This window comes from Variovorax sp. 01N429 (assembly GCF_056399425.1).
This window is the reverse complement of sequence record NZ_JBFTRG010000012.1, coordinates 173,067-192,020: the sequence shown is the minus strand read 5'-3', so window position 1 is coordinate 192,020 and position 18,954 is coordinate 173,067. Positions and strand designations below refer to the sequence as shown.

Annotated in this window: 15 protein-coding genes; 5 read left to right on the top strand and 10 right to left on the bottom strand. The window is 64.8% G+C overall.

What is annotated here, in order from left to right; genetic code table 11:
- The 4 genes from AC1DSF_RS21425 to AC1DSF_RS21410 all read right to left on the bottom strand — a co-directional run.
- On the bottom strand, positions 1-1,517 hold a 1,517-nt coding region (locus tag AC1DSF_RS21425), incomplete at its 3' end, for an AMP-binding protein (protein WP_478145408.1).
- A complete protein-coding gene (locus AC1DSF_RS21420) occupies positions 1,508-3,064 on the bottom strand; it encodes an ABC transporter substrate-binding protein (RefSeq protein ID WP_478145409.1) in 1,557 nt (518 codons plus the stop codon). The genes AC1DSF_RS21420 and AC1DSF_RS21425, both read right to left, overlap by 10 nt.
- A gap of 86 nt (positions 3,065-3,150) precedes the next feature.
- On the bottom strand, positions 3,151-3,924 hold the full coding sequence (locus AC1DSF_RS21415; protein WP_478145410.1) for an SDR family NAD(P)-dependent oxidoreductase: 774 nt from the start codon (positions 3,922-3,924) through the stop codon (positions 3,151-3,153).
- 289 nt (positions 3,925-4,213) lie between these two features.
- The gene (locus AC1DSF_RS21410) at positions 4,214-5,791 is read right to left on the bottom strand and encodes an FAD-dependent oxidoreductase (protein ID WP_478183405.1); all 1,578 of its coding nucleotides are present in this window, start codon (positions 5,789-5,791) and stop codon (positions 4,214-4,216) included.
- Between the two features lie 235 nt (positions 5,792-6,026).
- Here AC1DSF_RS21410 and AC1DSF_RS21405 point away from each other — a divergent pair, with 235 nt between their 5' ends.
- Complete coding sequence (locus tag AC1DSF_RS21405; RefSeq protein WP_478125965.1) at positions 6,027-6,257, top strand: biotin/lipoyl-binding carrier protein; 231 nt, start codon at positions 6,027-6,029, stop codon at positions 6,255-6,257.
- A 10-nt stretch (positions 6,258-6,267) separates the two neighbouring features.
- Here AC1DSF_RS21405 and AC1DSF_RS21400 read toward each other — a convergent pair whose 3' ends face one another.
- Together AC1DSF_RS21400 and AC1DSF_RS21395 are read right to left on the bottom strand one after the other, a co-directional pair.
- On the bottom strand, positions 6,268-7,044 hold the full coding sequence (locus tag AC1DSF_RS21400; RefSeq protein ID WP_478183404.1) for an enoyl-CoA hydratase/isomerase family protein: 777 nt from the start codon (positions 7,042-7,044) through the stop codon (positions 6,268-6,270).
- Positions 7,045-7,054: 10 nt separating this feature from the next.
- Entirely contained in the window at positions 7,055-8,590 is a 1,536-nt protein-coding gene (locus AC1DSF_RS21395) for an acyl-CoA carboxylase subunit beta (protein WP_478145413.1), read from the bottom strand.
- 203 nt (positions 8,591-8,793) lie between these two features.
- Here AC1DSF_RS21395 and AC1DSF_RS21390 point away from each other — a divergent pair, with 203 nt between their 5' ends.
- From AC1DSF_RS21390 to AC1DSF_RS21380, 3 genes are read left to right on the top strand one after another with little or no spacing between them, the layout of a single operon-like run.
- Positions 8,794-10,365, top strand: a complete 1,572-nt coding sequence (locus tag AC1DSF_RS21390; RefSeq protein WP_478125968.1) for an ABC transporter substrate-binding protein — start codon at positions 8,794-8,796, stop codon at positions 10,363-10,365.
- A 52-nt stretch (positions 10,366-10,417) separates the two neighbouring features.
- Positions 10,418-11,974, top strand: coding sequence for an ABC transporter substrate-binding protein (locus AC1DSF_RS21385; RefSeq protein WP_478183403.1), 1,557 nt, complete (start codon positions 10,418-10,420; stop codon positions 11,972-11,974).
- A gap of 18 nt (positions 11,975-11,992) precedes the next feature.
- Positions 11,993-13,432 (top strand): acetyl-CoA carboxylase biotin carboxylase subunit, encoded by a 1,440-nt coding sequence (locus tag AC1DSF_RS21380; RefSeq protein ID WP_478183402.1) that lies wholly within the window; start codon positions 11,993-11,995, stop codon positions 13,430-13,432.
- On the opposite strand, the gene aqpZ is transcribed toward AC1DSF_RS21380, so the two are convergent.
- A complete protein-coding gene (gene aqpZ, locus AC1DSF_RS21375; protein WP_478183401.1) occupies positions 13,375-14,103 on the bottom strand; it encodes an aquaporin Z in 729 nt (242 codons plus the stop codon). The genes AC1DSF_RS21380 and aqpZ overlap by 58 nt on opposite strands.
- Before the next feature lie 318 nt (positions 14,104-14,421).
- Complete coding sequence (locus AC1DSF_RS21370) at positions 14,422-15,999, bottom strand: SidA/IucD/PvdA family monooxygenase (protein WP_478183400.1); 1,578 nt, start codon at positions 15,997-15,999, stop codon at positions 14,422-14,424.
- A 3-nt stretch (positions 16,000-16,002) separates the two neighbouring features.
- Here AC1DSF_RS21370 and AC1DSF_RS21365 point away from each other — a divergent pair, with 3 nt between their 5' ends.
- Positions 16,003-16,659, top strand: coding sequence for a DsbA family protein (locus tag AC1DSF_RS21365; protein WP_478183399.1), 657 nt, complete (start codon positions 16,003-16,005; stop codon positions 16,657-16,659).
- Between the two features lie 11 nt (positions 16,660-16,670).
- On the opposite strand, the gene AC1DSF_RS21360 is transcribed toward AC1DSF_RS21365, so the two are convergent.
- Together AC1DSF_RS21360 and AC1DSF_RS21355 are read right to left on the bottom strand one after the other, a co-directional pair.
- Complete coding sequence (locus AC1DSF_RS21360; RefSeq protein ID WP_478183398.1) at positions 16,671-18,092, bottom strand: XVIPCD domain-containing protein; 1,422 nt, start codon at positions 18,090-18,092, stop codon at positions 16,671-16,673.
- A complete protein-coding gene (locus AC1DSF_RS21355; RefSeq protein WP_478183397.1) occupies positions 18,092-18,901 on the bottom strand; it encodes a hypothetical protein in 810 nt (269 codons plus the stop codon). Before AC1DSF_RS21355 ends, AC1DSF_RS21360 begins: the two co-directional genes overlap by 1 nt.
- Positions 18,902-18,954 lie beyond the last annotated feature (53 nt).

The window sequence follows — 18,954 nt, the reverse complement described above, 5'->3', positions numbered from 1 at the left end:
CCCACCTCGCCCAGGCGCCGGTCCGGCACGCCCACCACCACGGCCTCGCGCACGCCCGGGTAGGTCTTGAGGAACACCTCGATCTCCTGCGTGGCCACGTTGAAGCCCCCGGGCTTGATCATTTCCTTGACCCGCCCGCGATAGATGAGGTAGCCCTCCGCATCCAACTCGCCCAGATCGCCGCTGTGCAGCCAGCCTTCGGCATCGAAAGCCTTCGCATCTTCTTCGGGGCGCTTGTAGTAGCCCTTCATGAGCACGTACCCGGCGATGCAGATCTCCCCGACCGTGCCGCTGGGCAGCGTCTGGTTGGTCTCCACGTCGGCAATGCGGATGCGAACCCCCTCGACCGGGCGACCGTTCGTGCCGGCACGCTTGTCCAGCGGATCGCTGCAGCGCGTGCGCACCACCGCATTGGAGGTCTCGGACATCCCGTAGGCGCTCACCAGTTGCGGTATGCCAATGACGTTCGTGAGCCACAGGAAGGAATCCGTCGGCAGCGGCGCACCGGTGCCCGTACGCAGGCTGGAGAGGTCATAGCGGCCGATGTCCGCGAAGGCCCGCAGGTCCTGCACGATGGTCTCGACGAAGAAGCTCAGCGTGATGCGTTCGCGCTCCACCGTCTCGCAGAACAGGCGCGGCTCGAAGTGGTCGACGATCACCATGGTTGCGCCCGAGAACCAGGTCGCCAGCGTGTAGAAGGTGCCGGTCGCGGAGAACAGCGGCACGCATGACAGGTAGCGGTCCGCCGGCGTCAGCGCGAGGCAGGTGCTGGCGTAGTAGTTGTTCTGCAGCAGAGGCCCATGGCACACCATGGCGCCCTTCGGGAATGACGTGGTCCCCGAGGTGTAGAGGATCTGTGCGACGTCCGAGCCGCGCACTGCCGCGGCGCGAGCCCGCAGGCGCTCGTCCATGCCGTCGCTTGCATCGGCCTCGGCCAGTCGGCGCCGGCCCAGCGTTTCAACGCCCTGGAAGCCCTGCATGCCTTCGGGTGCCGGTGACGCGGTGCACAGTGCGATGACCCGGCGCAGCGCCGGCAGGGCGCTGGTGGACCATGCGCCCTGCGGCTGCGTCTCGTAGTCCGGAACGACCTTGGCGAGGATGTCGAAGTAGCGGGTGCCGCGCGCCTCGTCCTGCATGATCAGCGTCACGCAGTCGGACTGCGCCAGCACATAGCTGACGTCGTTGTCGCGAAAGCGCGTGTTCACCGGCACCAGCACGGCGCCGATCAACGGCACAGCCCAGCGCGCGACCAGCCATTCGGGCCGGTCGCTCATCCACAGGGCCACGTGCTCGGCCGGCTGCACGCCAAGCTCGATCAGGCCGCGCGCAAAGGCGCGCACCCGCGCGGCGAGCTGTGCGAAGCTGTAGCGCTCGTTGCCATAGACGAGCGCTTCGCGGTCGCCGTGCACGGCTTCACCATGGGCCAGCGCGTCGGCGAAGGAACGCCCGAGCCAGGGCTGTTCCAGCGCGGCATCGCACGCGAGGGAGGGGCTGTCGATCACTGCGCTCACTTCCATCGCACGTTGCGCAGGTTGTAGTAGCCGCTCCCGGTCTGCGGGGCCCATTCGAGCTTGGCGTCCTGTGCAAAGGTGTAGTAGAGCTCGGTCAGCAGCACGGCATGTCCGTCGTCGTGCAGCACGTGGCCGATCTTGCGGAAGAGCTGGTCGCGCTTGGCGCGGTCGCTCTCCGCATCGGCTTCTGCGATCAGCTTCTCCACTTCGGGATTGCTGTAGTCCGACCAGGAGCCGTCCTTGCTGGCGGCGCCGAGGATCGGATGGATCGGGTCGTAGATGGCGTTGGAGAACTGCATCATCGACATCGGCCCGCCCTTGTGGGTGTTGTTGAGACGGCTCCATGCGGTGTAGTCCATGACCTTGACGCTGGCGCGCACGCCGATGGCCGACCAGTACGCCGAGATCACTTCGCACAGATCCTTCGGGATGTCGCTCGGGCACAGCAGCTCGCTGTCGAACCCCTTCGGGTAGCCGGCCTCGGTCAGCAGGCGCTTGGCGAGCGCGGGGTCGTAGGTGTAGGGCTTGAGCGCGGGATCCGCGCCATACGGATAGGACGACGAGATGTACGAGCCCAACGGCGCGCCGATCCCGTGAAGCACGTTCTTGATGATCGCGTTGGTGTCCAGCGCATGGTTGAGCGCCAGCCGCACCTTCTGCTTGGACAGGGGCGTGCCGGGCACGTTCGAGTAGAGCCGCACCGCCAGCGGGCTGCCGACCGGCACCGGCTTCACGATCAGGCCCGCATTGCCGCGCAAGCGCTGCGCATCGGCGGTGGGCACATAGTCGACGATGTCGGCCTCACCCGAGACAATGGCGTTGACACGGCTCGACGCGTCGGGGATCAGCTTGAAGACCAGCCGCTTGATGCCCGGCTTCGGCCCCCAGTAGCCGTCGAAGCGTTCCAGCTCGACCGACTGTCCGATCTTCTGCGACACGAACTTGTACGGCCCCGAGCCGACCGGCGCACGCGCAAAGGCTTCGGGATTCGGGAGCGACTCGGTGTACTCCTTGGGCACCAGCAACAGGTAGCCCGCCAGCTTGTTCACGAAGGCGCCGTCCGCACGCTTGAGGTGAAAGACGACCGTCGTATCGCCGGCAGTCTCGACCTTGTCGATGAGGTTCACGAAGTAGGGGCGGCGCGTGCTCTTGATCTCCGGCTGGAGAATTCGCTCCATCGAGTACTTCACGTCCTTCGAGGTGAGCGGCGCGCCGTTGTGGAACTTCACGTCCTTGCGCAGGGTGAAGGTGTAGGTCAACCCGTCGTCGGAGATCTTCACAGCCGTGGCGACGCTCGGCTGCAGGTTGCCCTTGAGGTCGAACGCATAGAGCGTGTCATACAGCTGGAAGCCATAGCGCTGCGAATCGCCGGTGGCGGCGACCTGCCCGTCGAGGTTGCCGATCTCCTTGCCGATGCCGAAGACCACCGTGTCGCGGTCCACCGCGGGCTTGCCGTCAATCGCAAGGGCCGGGCTCGCCATCAGGGTGAAGGAAGCCGCCACGGCAGCCCATGCTGCCGCGCGTAGGGAGAAAGAGAAATCGGGAAACGACATGGATGGATTTCCGGCGCAACGGCGCAATGGCTATTTCGTGAACAGAAAGCAGGCGGCCGTCGAAGGCCGCGCGCGGACGGAGGTTTTCAGCGCACCGTCTCCGGACCACCCTTGACGTAGAGGATCTGGCCCGAGACGAAAGAGGCTTCCTCGCTGCAGAGGAAGGTGATGACGTTGGCGATGTCCTTGGGCACACCGACGCGGCCGAGCGCAATGTTCTTGGCGCGCATCTTCATGTACTCCTCGGGATCGATGCCCCGGCGCGCGGCGGTCTGGCGCGTCATTTCGGTGTCGACGAAACCGGGCGCCACCGCATTCACGTTGATGTTGTAGGGGCCGAGCTCGATGGCCGCGGTGCGGGTGAAGGCCTGCAGGCCGGCCTTGGCCGACGAGTAGTTGGCCTGGCCGCGATTGCCGAGCGCCGAGGTGGACGAGAGATTGACGATCTTGCCGCTGCGCTGCTCGACCATGTGGCGTTGCGCCGCGCGCGTGCAGAGAAATGTGCCGCGCAGATGCACTCCCATCACGAGGTCCCAGTCGGTCACGCTCATCTTGAAAAGCAGGTTGTCGCGCGTGATGCCGGCGTTGTTGACGAGGACGTCCAACCCGCCGAGTTCGGCGACCACGCGTGAGACGAAGGCATCGACCTGGGCTTCGTCCGCCACGTCGCAGGCCAGGCCGAGGGCGCGCACGCCGTAGTCGGCAGTCAGGCCAGCGGCGGCGCTCACCGCTGCATCTTGCGCCAGGTCGCAGACCGCGACGGCCGCACCTTCCTGGGCAAAGGCCTGGGCCGTTGCGAGGCCGATGCCTCGGACGCCGCCCGTGACGATGGCCACCTTGCCTTCGAATCGCTTGCTCATGAATCTTGTCTCCAGATCGATGCAGATGCTTGCTTCGGAACGAGTCTAGGCGGGTGCATCTTGGAGTGTCAATATATGAAATTCAGATATCGATAGGTAGTTTTCCGGAGCCTCAAAAAAAGGCTGATCGCGGGCAGCGAAACTGCCCCCGGCTTCGACCTGCCTCGAACTGCACGGTTCATTGGGAAAATCTCCCTGAAGATCGGGGGAGATGAGCACTCGGCGCGGCCTGTATTCCGTCTGGATTCCGAGCGCTTTTTAATCGTCTACTATGTGGAACAGTGCAAATTCAGTTGCACAAAACGTCGTCGACGAGCGGCTCTTGCAAGACCGCACGCGCCGCGTTTCGGCCTCCGACGAAGCACTCGGCCAGATTCCCGCCGGCCATGTAGACGTGGCCGAACACGCTGCCGAGTTCGCCGGCGGCGTAAAGCCGGCGCACGGGTTGCCCGAAGGGATCGAGCACGCGTTGGCTGGCATCGTGCACGGGGCCCCCTTGCGTGTTGATGACGACCGGCCAGAGCTTCGCGGCATAGAAGGGAGGTGTGGCGAGGTTCATCATGGTTTCGGGTCGCCGGCCGAAGTCGCGATCGGCGCCCGCCGCCACATTGGCGTTCCAGCGTTCGACCGTGGCAATCAGCGCGGCGGCGTCGAGCCCGAGCTGCGCAGCGAGTTCCTCCAGCGTGTCCGCGCGCACCAGGATGCCGTTGTCGACTTCGCGCAGGTTGTCGGCGCTCCACTCGTAGTAGGCCTCGCGGTCATTGGTGATCGAGCGGCCCATCGGATAGAGCTTGCGGCCCGCCTCGTCGAACAGCAGGAATGACGGCAGGCGCGTATGGCGGCCGGTCGCGGGGTCGAAATGGTCGAACTGCCGCACACCGGTGTCCGACATGTACGGCGGGTATTCGTCGACATAGCGCCGTGCCTTCTGGTCCACGATGATCCAGGCCATCCGGGGCAGCGGGCGTCCCTTGCGCTCCGGCGTCCACATGGGCAGCAGCTTGACGTAGAGCCCGAACGGAAAGTCCGGATCCGGATGCCGCATGCCGTAGGGGCCGTGGCAATGCCACATGTGCCAGAGCGCCGCATTCGCCGCCTGCGCCATCCGGATGCCGTCGCCGGTGTTGCCCCTGAAGCTGCCGGTCAGCACCGGCGTCGACACGAGGTATTGGCGCTTCATCTCCTCGTCGGCCTCGAAGCCGCCGCAGGCGAGGACGACGCCGCGCCGAGCCCGCACACGCACCGCTTCGCCGTCGCGCCGTGCCGCAACGCCCAACACACGGCCCTGCGCATCCTGGAGCAGACGCTCCACGGACGTGGACAACCAGACCTCGATGCGCCCGGCCGCCGCGTGATGGTCGACCTGGTCGGCCAGCACCTTGAACAGGAAGCAGCCGGGCCGAAGCGGGCGCGCGGCCAGGTAGCCGTCGGCCTCCGGTCCGCCGGGCTCGCCGAAGCCGGGGATCGATTCGATTTCGGCGTAGCCGAGCGAATCGCACCCGGGGAAGGGATAGTTGCCGACCGCGGGTTCCACCTTCACCCGCGCGCCGTTGATGCGGGCGAGATCGCGAAGGTACTCCGGCATCTCGGCCATTCCCTCTGCCAGCGTGCGCAACACGCCGTCCGGCGTGCGACCGCCGCAGGTGTGCTGCAGGTATCGAAATCCCTCCTGTGGGTCGTCGCAGACGCGGATGCCGCCCGCCGAGAGGATCGATATGCCGCCGGGATCGGCCATCTTCTCGATCAGCAGCACGTGCGCGCCTGCGCGTGCTGCCTCGATCGCGCAAACCGCGCCGGCCGCGCCATACCCCACGACGATCAGGTCGAACGATCGGGCCCCGTCGCGAAGCTCGTTTGGTGATTCCATTATGTGGTCCTGTGATTTGAGTATTCGAATGCGAATGTCTTCATCGATCTCGACTTCAGCGAGATCGGATAAACAACATCTTGCTCGAAAATGCGCGATTCTGCCAATGGAGAAGCCAACTTCATCCCGCGATAACCCGCGCCGGGTTATAGTTCTTCAACGCTGGTCGGAGTGATTCTGGCGATTCCACATAGTTTTCATTTGCTCAAACATTCCATCTTTGGAGACATCAGAAATGGCATCGATCAAGATCACGTCCGACATGGCAGGCACGGTCTGCAAGGTCTCGGTCGAAGTGGGCAGCCAGGTCGGCGAAGACGACACCCTCGCAATCCTGGAGTCGATGAAGATGGAAATCCCGGTGGGCACGCCCCGGCCCGGCCGTGTCGCTTCGATCCACGTCACCGAAGGCGACATGGTCAACGAAGGCGACCTGCTGCTCACCATCGAGACCAGCGCCGGCTGATCGAGCCGGTCTAGCGGCCGCGATAGACGGGCTTTCGCCGCGCCGCGAACGCCGCACGGCCTTCGCGGCGATCCTCCGTATCGCGCAGCAAGCCCCAGGTCAGGCGCTCCGACTCGAGCGCCTGCGGCAACGGCAGGTCGAGCCCGCTCAGCACCAGGCGCTTCACGGCGCGCACTGCCAGGGGCGCATTGGCCGCGATGCGCAGTGCGATCGATTCCGCGGTCTGCTGCAATTGCGCGGCCGGAACGACTTTGCTCACCAGGCCGATCCGCAGCGCCTCGGAGGCATCGACCGAATCGCCTGTGAGCAGCATCAGCATGGCGTCCGAGCGGCCGATCAACCGGGGCAGGCGCTGCGTGCCGCCCGAACCGGGCAGTGTTCCGACGCGCACCTCGGGCAACGCGAAGCGCGCACCTTCGGCCGCGATGCGGATGTCGCAGGCGAGGCCGATCTCCAGGCCGCCGCCGAACGCCAGCCCGTTGAAGGCGCAGATCAACGGCTTGTGCATCTCGATGCCGTGGGTCAGCGAGCCGTTGCTCGCATCACCGAAAGCCTCGCCGGCAAACGACTGCGCTGGTTGCGCCGCATCCTTGAGGTCCGCTCCCGCGGAAAACGCCCGATCGCCGACGCCGGTGACGATGACGACCTGGACTTGGTCGTCGGCGGCCAACTGCCGCCATGCGGCCTGGATGTCGCGGCGCATCCGGCTGTTGATCGCGTTGAGCGCCTCCGGCCGATTGAGGCGAACCGTGGCGATGCCGTCGCGGACCTCGATGTCGATGCTCATGGTTCGTCCGTCAGGGATCGATGCGATGCTTGAAGCCCGGCGTGCGGGCGGCCTTGACTTTGGCAAGCGAGCGAATGATGACCTCGCGGGTTTCGCCGGGGTCGATGACGTCATCGATCAGCCCCATCGCGGCAGCCTCGTAGGCGCTCGATTCGACTTCGAGTTTCTGCATGATTTCGGCGCGCCGCTGCACGGGATCCTCGGCCGCGGCGATGTCCTTGCCGTGCGTCAGCTCGACGCCGGCTTCGGGGCCCATCACGTCGAAATGCGCCATGGGCCAGGCCACCAGCGTGTCGGGGTTCATCACCCGCCCGCAGAGCGCGAGGTAGGCCAGCCCGATCGCCTTGCGCGCGACGATCGTGATCTTCGGCACCGATGCCGCGCAGACGACGTTGAGCAAGCGTCCTGCGAGCGCGACCATGCCCTGGCGCTCGATGGCCGGCCCGACCAGAAAGCCCGGCGCGTCGGTGATGAAGACAAGCGGCACATGGAAGGCGTCGCACAGCTCGATGAATTTGCGTGCTTTGCGCGCGGTCTTCTCGTCGAGCACGCCGCCGCGCACGATGGGGTTGGAGGCAACGAAGCCGACAGGCTCGCCCTCGATGCGGCCGAAGGCGGTGATCAGGTTGCCGCCGTAGCGCGGGCGCAGCTGGAAGAGCTCGCCGCCATCGACGATGAGCGCCAGCACCTTGCGCATGTCGTAGGCCTGGCGACCGAGGTCCGGGATCAACGCCCGAAGACGCTCGCGGCCTTCGGGCGTGTCCAGCGCCGCGGGCCGCGGCGGGGCGACTGGCGGCAACTCATCGCAATGGCTCGGAAGAAAGGATAGAAAAGTGCGGATGGCCGCCAGGCTCTCCCGCTCCGTTTCGCCGACGTGATCGGCCAGGCCCGTGACCTCGCTCGACATCTCAGCGCCGCCGATCTCGTCACTGGTCACGACTTCGCCGGTGCCGACCTTGACCACCAGCGGACCCGACATGCCGAGAAAGCCGGTGCCGCGCGCCAGCGTCACGAAGTCCGATTGCGCCGCAGTGAACGAGGGTCCGCCGAACGCCGAGCCCAGCGCGGCCGCGACCTGGGGCACACGCCCCGACATGCGGAAGTGGTCGCCGAAGCGTGACCCGACACCGGCCGCCATCGCGCCGAACGTTTCCTGAGTGCGTGCCGCACCGGCCTCCATCAGCGCAATGAACGGTGCGCGGTGGGCGAGCGCAGCCGCGCGGATGCGGCTGATCTTGACTTCGCCCACCCTGCCTCGCGTGCCGCCGATGACCGCCGCATCGTCCGCGGCCACATACACCACGCGCCCATCGATCGTGCCGTGGCCGACCACGACGCCATCGGCCGGCGTGCGATCGCGCAACGCCGGGTGGCCACTGCGGCCGAGCAGGCCCATCTCGACAAAGCTGCCCGCATCGAGCAGGGCATCGATGCGCTCGCGCGCACAGAGCTTGCCGAGCGCATGCAGCTTTTCGAGCGCCTCGGGGCGGGTTTCCTGGGCTTCGCGGCGCCGCGCGCTCAGTTCGTCTAGAACACTCTTATCCATGGATTTCCATATATTGATATTTGCTTTCCGCCTATGCGGCTGAGGCACGATATAGGCCTGGACGGTGCGAGATCAGAGGGTATTCCAGTGATTGACATCGTGTGGACAAGATTTTAGGGTCAGGCCCCTTGTCATGAACAGCGCCAATTCCAGCCATCATAGACTTTATAAGTCCACTTAGTGGACCTAGAAGGAGACAGTGAATGATCACAGCGACTCGTCACGGGCGCATGCGCGCGTGGGTCACCGGATGGATGTTCGGAGCCGCACTGTTGCTCGGGCTGACGGGCGGCGGTGCCGCTGCCGAGTACGAACCGGCCATCGATCGCGACACGCTGGTGGTCGGCCTCGAGAAATCGATCAGCAACCTCGATGCCCAGGTCACCTCCACCGGCGATTCGCTGCTTTATGCATGGCAGGTCTACGACACGCTCTATGGCTTCGATCAGGTCGGGAATCTCGTTCCGCGCATGGCCAGCGCGGTGAAGGTGGCGCCCGACCAGAAGAGCTACACATTCACCCTGCGACCAGGGCTCCGCTTCCAGAACGGCGATGCGCTGACGGCGCAGGACGTGAAGTACTCGCTGGAGCGCATCCTCGACCCGGCCACCAAGAGCACGCGCCGCGTCTATTTCGCGCCGGTGGTAGAGCGTGTGGATGCCAGCGGCAACGCCGTCACGATCGTGCTCAAGCAGCCCGACGGCGCCTTCCTCAACAAGGTGGCCGGCTTTCTCTTCATCGTTCCCAAGGACTACACCACGCGTCTTGGAACCCCGGAGGCATTCGCCGCCGCACCCATCGGCTCCGGGCCCTTCCGCGTCAAGGAATTCAAGGTCGGCCAGTACCTCGAACTCGAGCGCTTCGATGGCTACTGGGGCAAGGATGCCGGCGAGATGCCCGGCGTGAAGCGGTTGGTGCTGCGCTTCATCCCTGAGGCGGCCAGCCGCGTCAACGCGCTCGTGAATGGCGAGATCGACCTGGCGACCGTGCTTCCCCTCCAGGACGCCAGCCGCCTGAAGGCCGACAAGCGACTGGAGGTCGTCACGAATCCGAACGGCGGCCCGCTGCACGTGCGGCTCTATTCGAACGTGGCCGGCCATCCCTTCGCGAATCGCGATGTGCGCCGCGCGCTGAACTACGCGGTCGACAACGACGCGATCATCAAAGGTGTTCTGCACGGCGTCGGCAGCCCGATGGCGTCCTTCATCTCACGCTACTACCCGTACGGCGCCGATCCCGACCTGAAGCCCTATCCGTACGACCCGGCCAAGGCCCGCGAGCTGCTGCGCAAGGCGGGCTACGCGAACGGCATCGACGTCAAGCTCTACAACGGTACCGACCAGCCGAAGGAATTCGCCGAAGCCATCGCCGCTTACTGGACCCAGGTCGGCGTACGGACGGAACTGGTGCGCATGGACTATCCGGCATTCATCCGCCTCAACAACACGCACAAGGCCGGCCCGGCGACGGTCACCATCTTCTCGAACGTGATCTACGACCCGGTGCATCCGATCGTCGGCACCTTCTCGAAGGAAGGCACCTGGTCGGACTACTACAACCCCGAGGTCGAGGCGCTCATCGGGCAACTCGAAGGCACCCTGGGGCCGGAGGCGCGCGGCGCCATCTTCCGCAAGATCGGTCGGCTCCTCCACGATGACGCGGCATCGGTCAATGTTTCCGAGCAGTTCTACGTCTATGGCCGCAAGAAGAACCTGCAATGGCAGGTCCAGCAGGGATCGGGCTTCCTGAACTTCCGCCGCGTCGCTTGGCAGTGACGGCCATTGCACGGCACCCCCTTCATCCATTCCTCACACAGGAGCATTACGCATGAACCGATCGACATCGCGGGCGCGCATGGGCCGCTTCCTGGCCGGCGCCGTGCTGGCCTTTCTGGCGCCAGCCTTTGGCGCCATGGCGGCCAGCAAGACCGCACCGGCCGTGAACAAGGAAACGCTGGTCGTCGCGCTCGACAAGGAGATCCAGAACCTGGACGCGCAGATCACGGCCAGCGGCGACTCGCAGCGCTACGCCATGCAGATCTACGACACGCTCTACGGCTTCGACCCCAAGGGCAACATCGTTCCGCGCATGGCCGACGCCTACAAGATCTCGCCCGACGGCCTGACCTACACCTTCACGCTGCGCAAGGGCATCAAGTTCCACAACGGCGACATCTTCAGCTCGGCCGACGTGAAATACTCGATCGAGCGGATCATCGACCCGGCATCGAAGAGCACGCGCCGGCCCTACTTTGCCCCGGTGGTCGACAGCATCGAGACACCAGATGCGCAGACCGTCGTCATCAAGCTGAAGCAGCCGGACGGCGCCTTCATGAACAAGATCGCCGGCTTCCTCTTCATCGTCGGCAAGAACTACACGTCGAAGCTGCCGAATGCCGAAGCCTTCGCGGCAGCCCCCATCGGGACTGGTCCCTTCCGAGTGAAGGAAAACAAGATCGGCCAGTACCTGGAGCTGGAGCGCTTCGATGACTTCTACGGCGAGAAGCCGGGCATCAAGACGCTGACCTTCACCTACATTCCGGAGCCGGCCAGCCGCGTCAACGCCATCCTCACCGGCGAGATCGATGTGGCTTCGATGGTGCCGCTGTCGGACGTCGAGCGCCTGCGCAAGGACCCGGCGTTGAGCGTCATCACCAATCCGGTGTCCTCGCCGATGCACGTGCGCCTCTATTCGAACGTGCCGGGCACGCCGCTGTCCAAGGTCGAGGTGCGCAAGGCCCTCAACCATGCGGTGGATGCCAACGCGATCATCAAGGGCGTCTTCCACGGCGTCGGCGCGCCGATGGGAACCTTCATCTCGAAGTACTTTCCCTACGGCAGCAGCCCCGACATCGCGCCCTATGCCTACGACCCGGCGAAGGCGCGGGCGCTGCTCAAGCAGGCCGGCTATCCGAACGGCTTCGACATCGAACTCAACGATGCCGTCGGCACGCCCAAGGAGTTTGCCGAAGCGGTGGCGGCCTATCTCGGGCAAGTCGGCGTGCGCGTCAAGATCAACCGCATCGACTATGCGGCCTGGAGCCGACTCAACAACACGCACAAGTCGGGACCCATGACGACGACACAGTTCACCAACGCCATCTACGATCCGATCCATCCCGTGGCGGGCTCGTTCTCCAAGAACGGCACCTGGTCCGATTACTACAACCCCGAAGTCGAGAAGCTGATCACCGAACTCGACAGCACGACCGGCGCCGAAGCGCGCGGCGCGCTCTTCCGCAAGATCGGCCGCGCGCTGCACGACGATGCTTCGGCGCTGCTCGTGACGGAGCTGTTCAATGTCTTCGCGAAGAAGAAGGACCTGTACTGGCAGGTTCAGGAAGGTTCGGGATTCCTGGATTTCCGCAAGGTGGCCTGGCGATAGGAAGGGGAAGGCGACCGAATGACCAAGCCCACACTGCTCATTGCCAATCGCGGCGAGATCGCCTGTCGCGTGATCCGCGCGGCGCGGAAACTGTCGCTTCGAACGGTGGCGATCCACTCCGAGGCCGACCGAGATCTGCCGCACGTCGAGATGGCCGACGAGGCGGTCGCGATCGGACCGGCGCGCGCTTCGGAAAGCTATCTGCGCAAGGATGTGATCCTGGAGGTCGCCCGGCGCACCGGCGCGACGCTTCTGCATCCCGGCTACGGCTTCCTGGCCGAGAGCGCGTCATTCGCCCGCGCATGCCAGGAAGCGGGCGTCCGTTTCGTCGGCCCGAGGCCCGAAGTCATCGCGCTGATGGGCGACAAGGAACAGGCGCGGCAATCCGCTGTCCGCGCCGGTGTCCCGGTGCTGCCCGGCACCGGAAAGCTCGACCCGACCGACGAACCGGCGCTGCACGCCGCCGGTGCCGCGACGGGGTTTCCGCTGTTCGTCAAGGCGGCGGCCGGCGGTGGCGGCATCGGGATGCGCCTGGTCACGCAGCCGGACGAACTCGTGGCTTCGGTGCGCACGGCCAGCAGCTTGGCGCACAAGGCCTTCGCCGGTGGCGCGGTGTACCTGGAGCGCGTCGTTCAGCGCGCGCGCCACGTCGAAGTGCAGGTCTTCGGCTTCGGCGACGGCACCGCCGTGCACCTGTTCGATCGAGATTGCTCGATGCAGCGGCGCCACCAGAAAGTCCTGGAAGAAGCCGGTGCGCCGCTGATCGCCGACGAGATTCGCCGCAAGATGGCGCAGGCCGCGATCGGCCTGGCTGCATCGTGCCGCTACGAAGGCGCGGGCACGGTCGAGTTTCTCTTCGACACGGTGACCGGCGAATTCTTCTTCCTGGAAATGAACACCCGCATCCAGGTCGAGCATGCGGCGACGGAGATGCTCACGGGTGTGGACCTCGTGGGTGCGCAGTTGCGGCTGGCGATGGGCGAGGCGCTCCATGCCGAACTCGCCCAGGAGAACATCCGCGCCGAGGGCCACGTGGTCGAAGCCCGTGTGTATGCCGAGAATCCGGCCAGGAACTTCATGCCCAGCCCGGGACCGCTGACCGAACTGGTGCTGCCGGCCATGGCGGGCGTGCGCATCGACTGCGGCTACCGGCAGGGCAACGTCATGACGCCTTACTACGATCCCTTGGTGATGAAGGTGCTGGCCCACGCCGCCGACAGGCTGACAGCGATCGACAAGCTCCGCTCGGCGCTGGCTTCAGTCCGCCTGAGCGGGCTCACCAGCAACCTGGGCTATCTCGATGCCGTGCTCGCGCATCCGAGATTTCGCGAAGGCGACGTGCACACCGGGCTCCTGGCCGAACTGCATGGCGCCCTACACGATGAACGCTCGAGCCAGCTTCAGGCAGCCCGTATTGCCGGTGCTTCCGCCCGCGCTTCGGCCAGTGCCAATCTGTAGATCACCGCACCGACAAGCGCGCCGACGAGCGGAGCGACCCAGAACATCCATAGCTGATCGATCGCCCATGCCGGCGCGAACAAAGCCGGGCCGGTGCTGCGCGCCGGATTGACCGACGTGTTGGTCACAGGAATGGAAACCAGGTGAATGAGCGTGAGGCAGAGTCCGATCGTCAGGCCTGCGAACCCCGGCGCCGCGCGCTTGGCGGTCGCGCAGAGAATCACGATCAGGAACACGGCCGTCATCACGACTTCGCAGAGCAACGCGGCCGCCATGCCGTATTGCCCTGGCGAGTGCTCGCCAAAACCGTTGGCCGCAAATCCGCCCAGGTCGGCGTCGGGCTTGCCCGAGGCGATGAGGTAGAGGACGCCCGCGGCAAAGCATGCGCCCGCCACCTGGGAGACCACGTAACCCGCAAGCTGGCTGGCGGGCATGCGGCCGGCCGCCACCAAGCCGAGCGAGACGGCGGGATTGAAGTGGCCGCCCGAGATCGGGCCGAACGCATAAGCGCCGGTGATCACAGTCAGCCCGAATGCGACCGACACCCCGAGAAAGCCGATGCCAAGCTCAGGGAAGGCCGCCGCGAGGACTGCGCTGCCGCAGCCGCCGAAGGTGAGCCAGAAGGTGCCGAGGAATTCGGCCGACCAGATTTTGAAATTGTTGTTGTTCATGAGAGCTCCCGAAAACATGACCGGCAACCGCACGTCTGAAGGCGTGCTGATCACCGGCAATTGACTGCATTTGAAAAAAGCGCGATCGCCACGATGGCCATGGGTGGCCGTGACAGGCCGTGGCGTGCGCCGAGATGCGGAGGGCAGGCGTTGCCCTCGCTTGAAGCGTGATTCGTTCTTTTTGTCCTTCCTGGTTCCGAAACGGCTTGCGTGGAGCGCAAGCCGGGCCTGGAATATAACGAGCGCGGGGCGCCGACTTCGCCGAGAAGAAGCGCCGATCGCGCGCAAATGTCACGAAAGCCGCTTGGCGGCTCTGGCTCATTCGTTCGGCGTGCCTGGTACGTACCAGCGTGTCGCGATCAGTTCGGGCTCATCGTGTGCTTGCAGGCGCTCCCAGTGCCGGTCGGCGTCTTCCACGAACAGGTCGCGCGCGATGGCCTGCGCCAGCCGCGTCGCGCCGATGGCGAGGCCCGGAATATCGCCGGCCAGTGCGCCATGGCTCATGGTCGCGCCCCAGTTGAACAGGCGCATTCGCGCCAACGCATCCGCTTGCGGGCTCGACGGATCGGCACTGCGCAGTTCAAAGCCAGGGCCCAGGTACGGAAAACGCGCCGGCTCGGGGTGATGCTCGGCTTCGGTCGCCGAAACATGGTTTGCCCAGGTGTCGATCTGCGATGTGTACGCGGCGATTTCGGGCCGGTCAAGCAGGTCGACGTCGAAGCCGGTGCCGAAGATTACCGCGTCGAAGCGCTCCATTCCGCCGTTCGGCAGGGTGACCGTCACGCCGTCCTCGTCGGGTGCGACATCGTCCCACGGGGTTCCGAGGCGCAGATCGAAGGCATCGTGCGCATCGCAGCGGCGCACCGTTTCCCAGGGCGGCGGGACTTGCTCGTCGAAGATGTAGGTATAGACGCGCCACTTGCGCGCGTCGTCCAGTCCCTCGAAGCCGCGCAGGAAGCCGTGGCTGGATGCGGCCTTGCTCTTGTTGACTTGCGGCAGTTGGGCGCGGCGCGCGAAGAGTGTCACCTTTGCGGCACCCGCTTCGAGCGCGCAGGCGGCGTTGTCGAACGCCGACGCCCCAGCGCCGAGCACGCCGATGCGTTGGCCTTCGAAAGCCGCGAAATCGATCGTATCGGCGGAATGGAATACGCGCCCGGCTGCGAAGGGATCGTCACGCTGCAACGAAGGAAACGCAGGCCAGCGCGCCGCGCCGCTGCCGTCGCGTCCCAGCGCCAGTACCAGTTGCCGCGTGCGCACCGATTCGCGCCTGCCGTGGGCGTCTTCGACTTCGACTTCAAGCACCCGTCCGTCCTGCGTGTGCGACACGGAGCGCAGCGAGACGCCGTTTTCCACCGCAAGGCCGACCGTTTCGCGCACCCAGAGCAGGTAGTCGCGCCAGTCGACACGCCCGATCTTGTGCAGCGCCTCCCAGCCGGGCACGCCCTCTTTGGACGTCGAACCGCCTTCGCCGTGCTGCGCCTCGTACCATGCACGAAAGCTGAGCGAGGGCACGCCGAGTTCGGGGCCGCCCACGTGCTTGGGGCTGCGCAGCGTGAGCATGCGCGCGTAGGTGCCCCACGGGCCTTCTTCGCCCCGCGGGGCGCGGTCGATCACCCGTACCCGCGTGACGCCTTCCCGGCGCAACGCGTAGGCAGCCGTTTGGCCGCACATTCCGGCGCCGGCAATCAGGACGTCGAGAATCGGCGCCTCGTCGGTGGACGATTCCGCGGGAAGTACCCATGCCGGCGGCGGCACGTTGATGCGTTCGAGATCGGCGCGTGCCTGGGCCGCGAGGCGCTCGAGCGCGGCGGTGTCGCGCGGACTTGCGATGAATTGCAGCGGCACCGGCGGAAGTTCGCCGGAGCGTGCGTCGGAAAAAGAGTCGTCTGAGGCCATGGCGTGAAGATAATCCAGAACATGATCGCGCTCGACTGCTACTACAGCCTCTCTTCTCCCTGGGCCTACCTTGGAGGGCCGCAACTTCAGGACATCGTCCGCCGCCATCATGTGCGGCTCACGCTCAAGCCCTACGACTTCCAGGCGGTGGTCCCGCAGACCGGCGGCATTCCGCTCAAGACCCGGCCGGAACCTCGGCGCACTTACCACGCGCTTGAACTTGCGCGCTGGCGCGAGCACCTGGGCATGCCGCTCAACCTGGAGCCCGCGCACTACCCGAAGGGGCAGGCGAGCGATCCCAACTGGAACAAGTACCCCGGCTGGATGGTGATTGCGGCGCAGTTGCAGGGCCTGGACGCCCAGCCGCTTTCGCATGCGCTGCTGCGTGCCCTGTGGGCGGAAGAGCGCGACACCGCGGACGCCGCGGTGCGCATCGCGGTGGCCGACGAGAACGGCTACGACGGCGCCGCGCTGCACGCACTGGAGCAGACGGCCGAGACACAGGCCATTTACCGGGCGAACAGCGCTGAAGCCGTCGACAGGGGAGTCTTCGGCGCGCCCACATACATCCTGCACGAGGAGCGCTTCTGGGGCCAGGACAGGCTCGTGTTCCTGGACCGTGCGCTGGATCGGCTGCGCGGTTCGGGTCCTGTTGTTTAGGGGCTTGAGGGCTAGAGCCTCATTGCCCGTGCTTCGCGCTGCGTGGTCTGCGGGTGGTCCAGCGCTCGGTCCTGGACTTGTTGCCTGTTCAGTTCAGATGCTTGCTGCCACGCCTGCGTACTTAGGGCGATGGGCGTGCTGAGAGCCTCCACCGTCGGAATACTGGCGATCCGCTTGAGAGCCGAGTCCAACGCGCCTTCGACGGCGAACACCTTCGAAGCGTCGGTGCTCAGGACCACATGGTCGATGCGATTGATTCCGTTTGTACGGGCAGCCACGACCAGGGCGGCAGCCAGCTGATCGCTCTTCTGATCGGGCGTGCGGCCTACCTTTGCGTCGAGCAGATGCACTCCCGCTTGGGCCTGACCGAATAATTTGTGATCGGGATGTGCAGGATGGTCGAGCTGGACAGCTTCTGAGCGCTGATTCAGTCCCTGCGACAGCCGGGACGGCGCAGGCAGGCCGTAGACCGGCATGTGCTCGTGACTTTCGGCCGTATGGTCGAAGTGGGCTGCAATGCTTGGAGCCTGCGTGTCGAAGTAGGCGCAGCGCGCGGATGCCGTGCCGAGCGAGATGCCGTTTTGCTCCAGCAGCTTTTCTTGCAAGCCAAGACCGCGCATGTCCAGTTGCACATCCCCGGCCAGGCGCGGATTGAGCAATTCGTATTGGCAGACCGAACTGACAAGAGCGGCCGCGTAGTAGTTGGCGTAGTCGGAGTTGCCGTGATGGCCTAGCCGGGTGTCTTGCGGCTCTTTGTCAAAATAGTGCCTTCCGGCCGCTTCGATGTTGTGCTTGTTTGGTGTGATTGAAAGATCGGCATTGAGTGTGAAGCCGGCCTTCGCAGAAAAGTGCTTGCGCCCTTCGATTTGCTCGCTCTCGACAAAGTCGTTGATGTAGCCGACTTCTCCAGCCAGTTTTCCAATATCGGACAACTGGGCTTCGGGGTTTCTGCGCTTCACCCGGCTGACCAAGGCATTCCAACCTGCGATATGCGCGCTGGCTTCGTCGTTACGGTTGATCGAGAGCATTTGCTCTAGGGTAGGGCTGTAGTCATGAAGTGGCTGGCCGCTTTCCAGCACGAGGCGGGCTTCCCGGTCGAACTGCTCCAGTCCAAATCTGGTGCGGTCACGGTTGATGCCATGCTGGACTTCATGGCCCATGAGGAAAGTGAGCAGATCGCGCCGTTCGACCTCTGAAAGGTCGCCGTGCTTCATGTTGATGGTCTGCGTCTCGGGGCTGTAGCTTGCCCCGGCGTTCTCGCTTGCCGCCATCAACGAGAAATGCTTGAGATGACCGCCCGCGACGGCCTCGTTCATCTGTCGCGTCAAGGCGGGTGATTCTTCGATGACGGCGCGCAGATTTCGATGGGCGGCCGATGTTGAATTTCCGACCTCCCCGATCACGCGATCGAGCCTGGAACCGACAGCGCCCATTACATCGCCCCCAAGTCCATGTATTCCACAAGGAAGCCGATGGAGATTCTCTTGATGCAGTCATGCGAAATCTTCTCGAGGCTTTCACCGCTCTCACCGACAAATGCGATCTCGACCTTTGCCACGCCACGCTGGTACTGTCGAGCCGGACTCTCTCGGCGAGTATTTCCGACATGCCGATAGCCCATCGTGAGCAGTGCGTCATGAAACTGTGTCGCATCCAATTGACAAATCCCCGTCATCGGAGGGCGCTTGGCGTATTTTTTAGTCTTGTCAAACCCGAGGCCAAGATTTGGAAGTCCGCTGGCGCTGTTTAACTTCCAGGTGTACCCGTATGTCCACATCTCTGTGAGCGGCTGCCATATCTCGTACGCGTCATTGGTGGGCTTGTCGGAAAACGGCGTCATGGCGTAGCCAGTGAATTGCTCGACCCGTTCAGTCGTCAGATCTTGCGGTTGATGCAATGTGTCGATCAGCGCCAGCAACCGGCGCAGCACTTCGGGCGCGTCGGGGATTGGTTTCGCTTCGATGGCGGGACTGGACATTTTTTTTTCTTCCGGATGAAGTTGGTGTGTGCCGGCCGCAACCGAGCAGGCGCCCAGCACAAATCCCGCCGACAAGCCAAGGAGACCGCGAGCCAGATACCCTGGCGAGGGTCCTGGCGACTGCCTTTGTGAATCGTAAAAATCGTTCGAGCCGAGAGAATCCGCGAAGCGCTCGGTTCGTGGTTCGCGTCTGAACGTTGATTGAAGCTTCCGCAGAAGCTTCCGGCCAGCCATGCCGTGGCCCACGGCGATGCGTTGAATCACCTTTTTCCTCCCTGCACTTGAAATCGTTTGGATCATTCTAGGCAGCGCCCTCG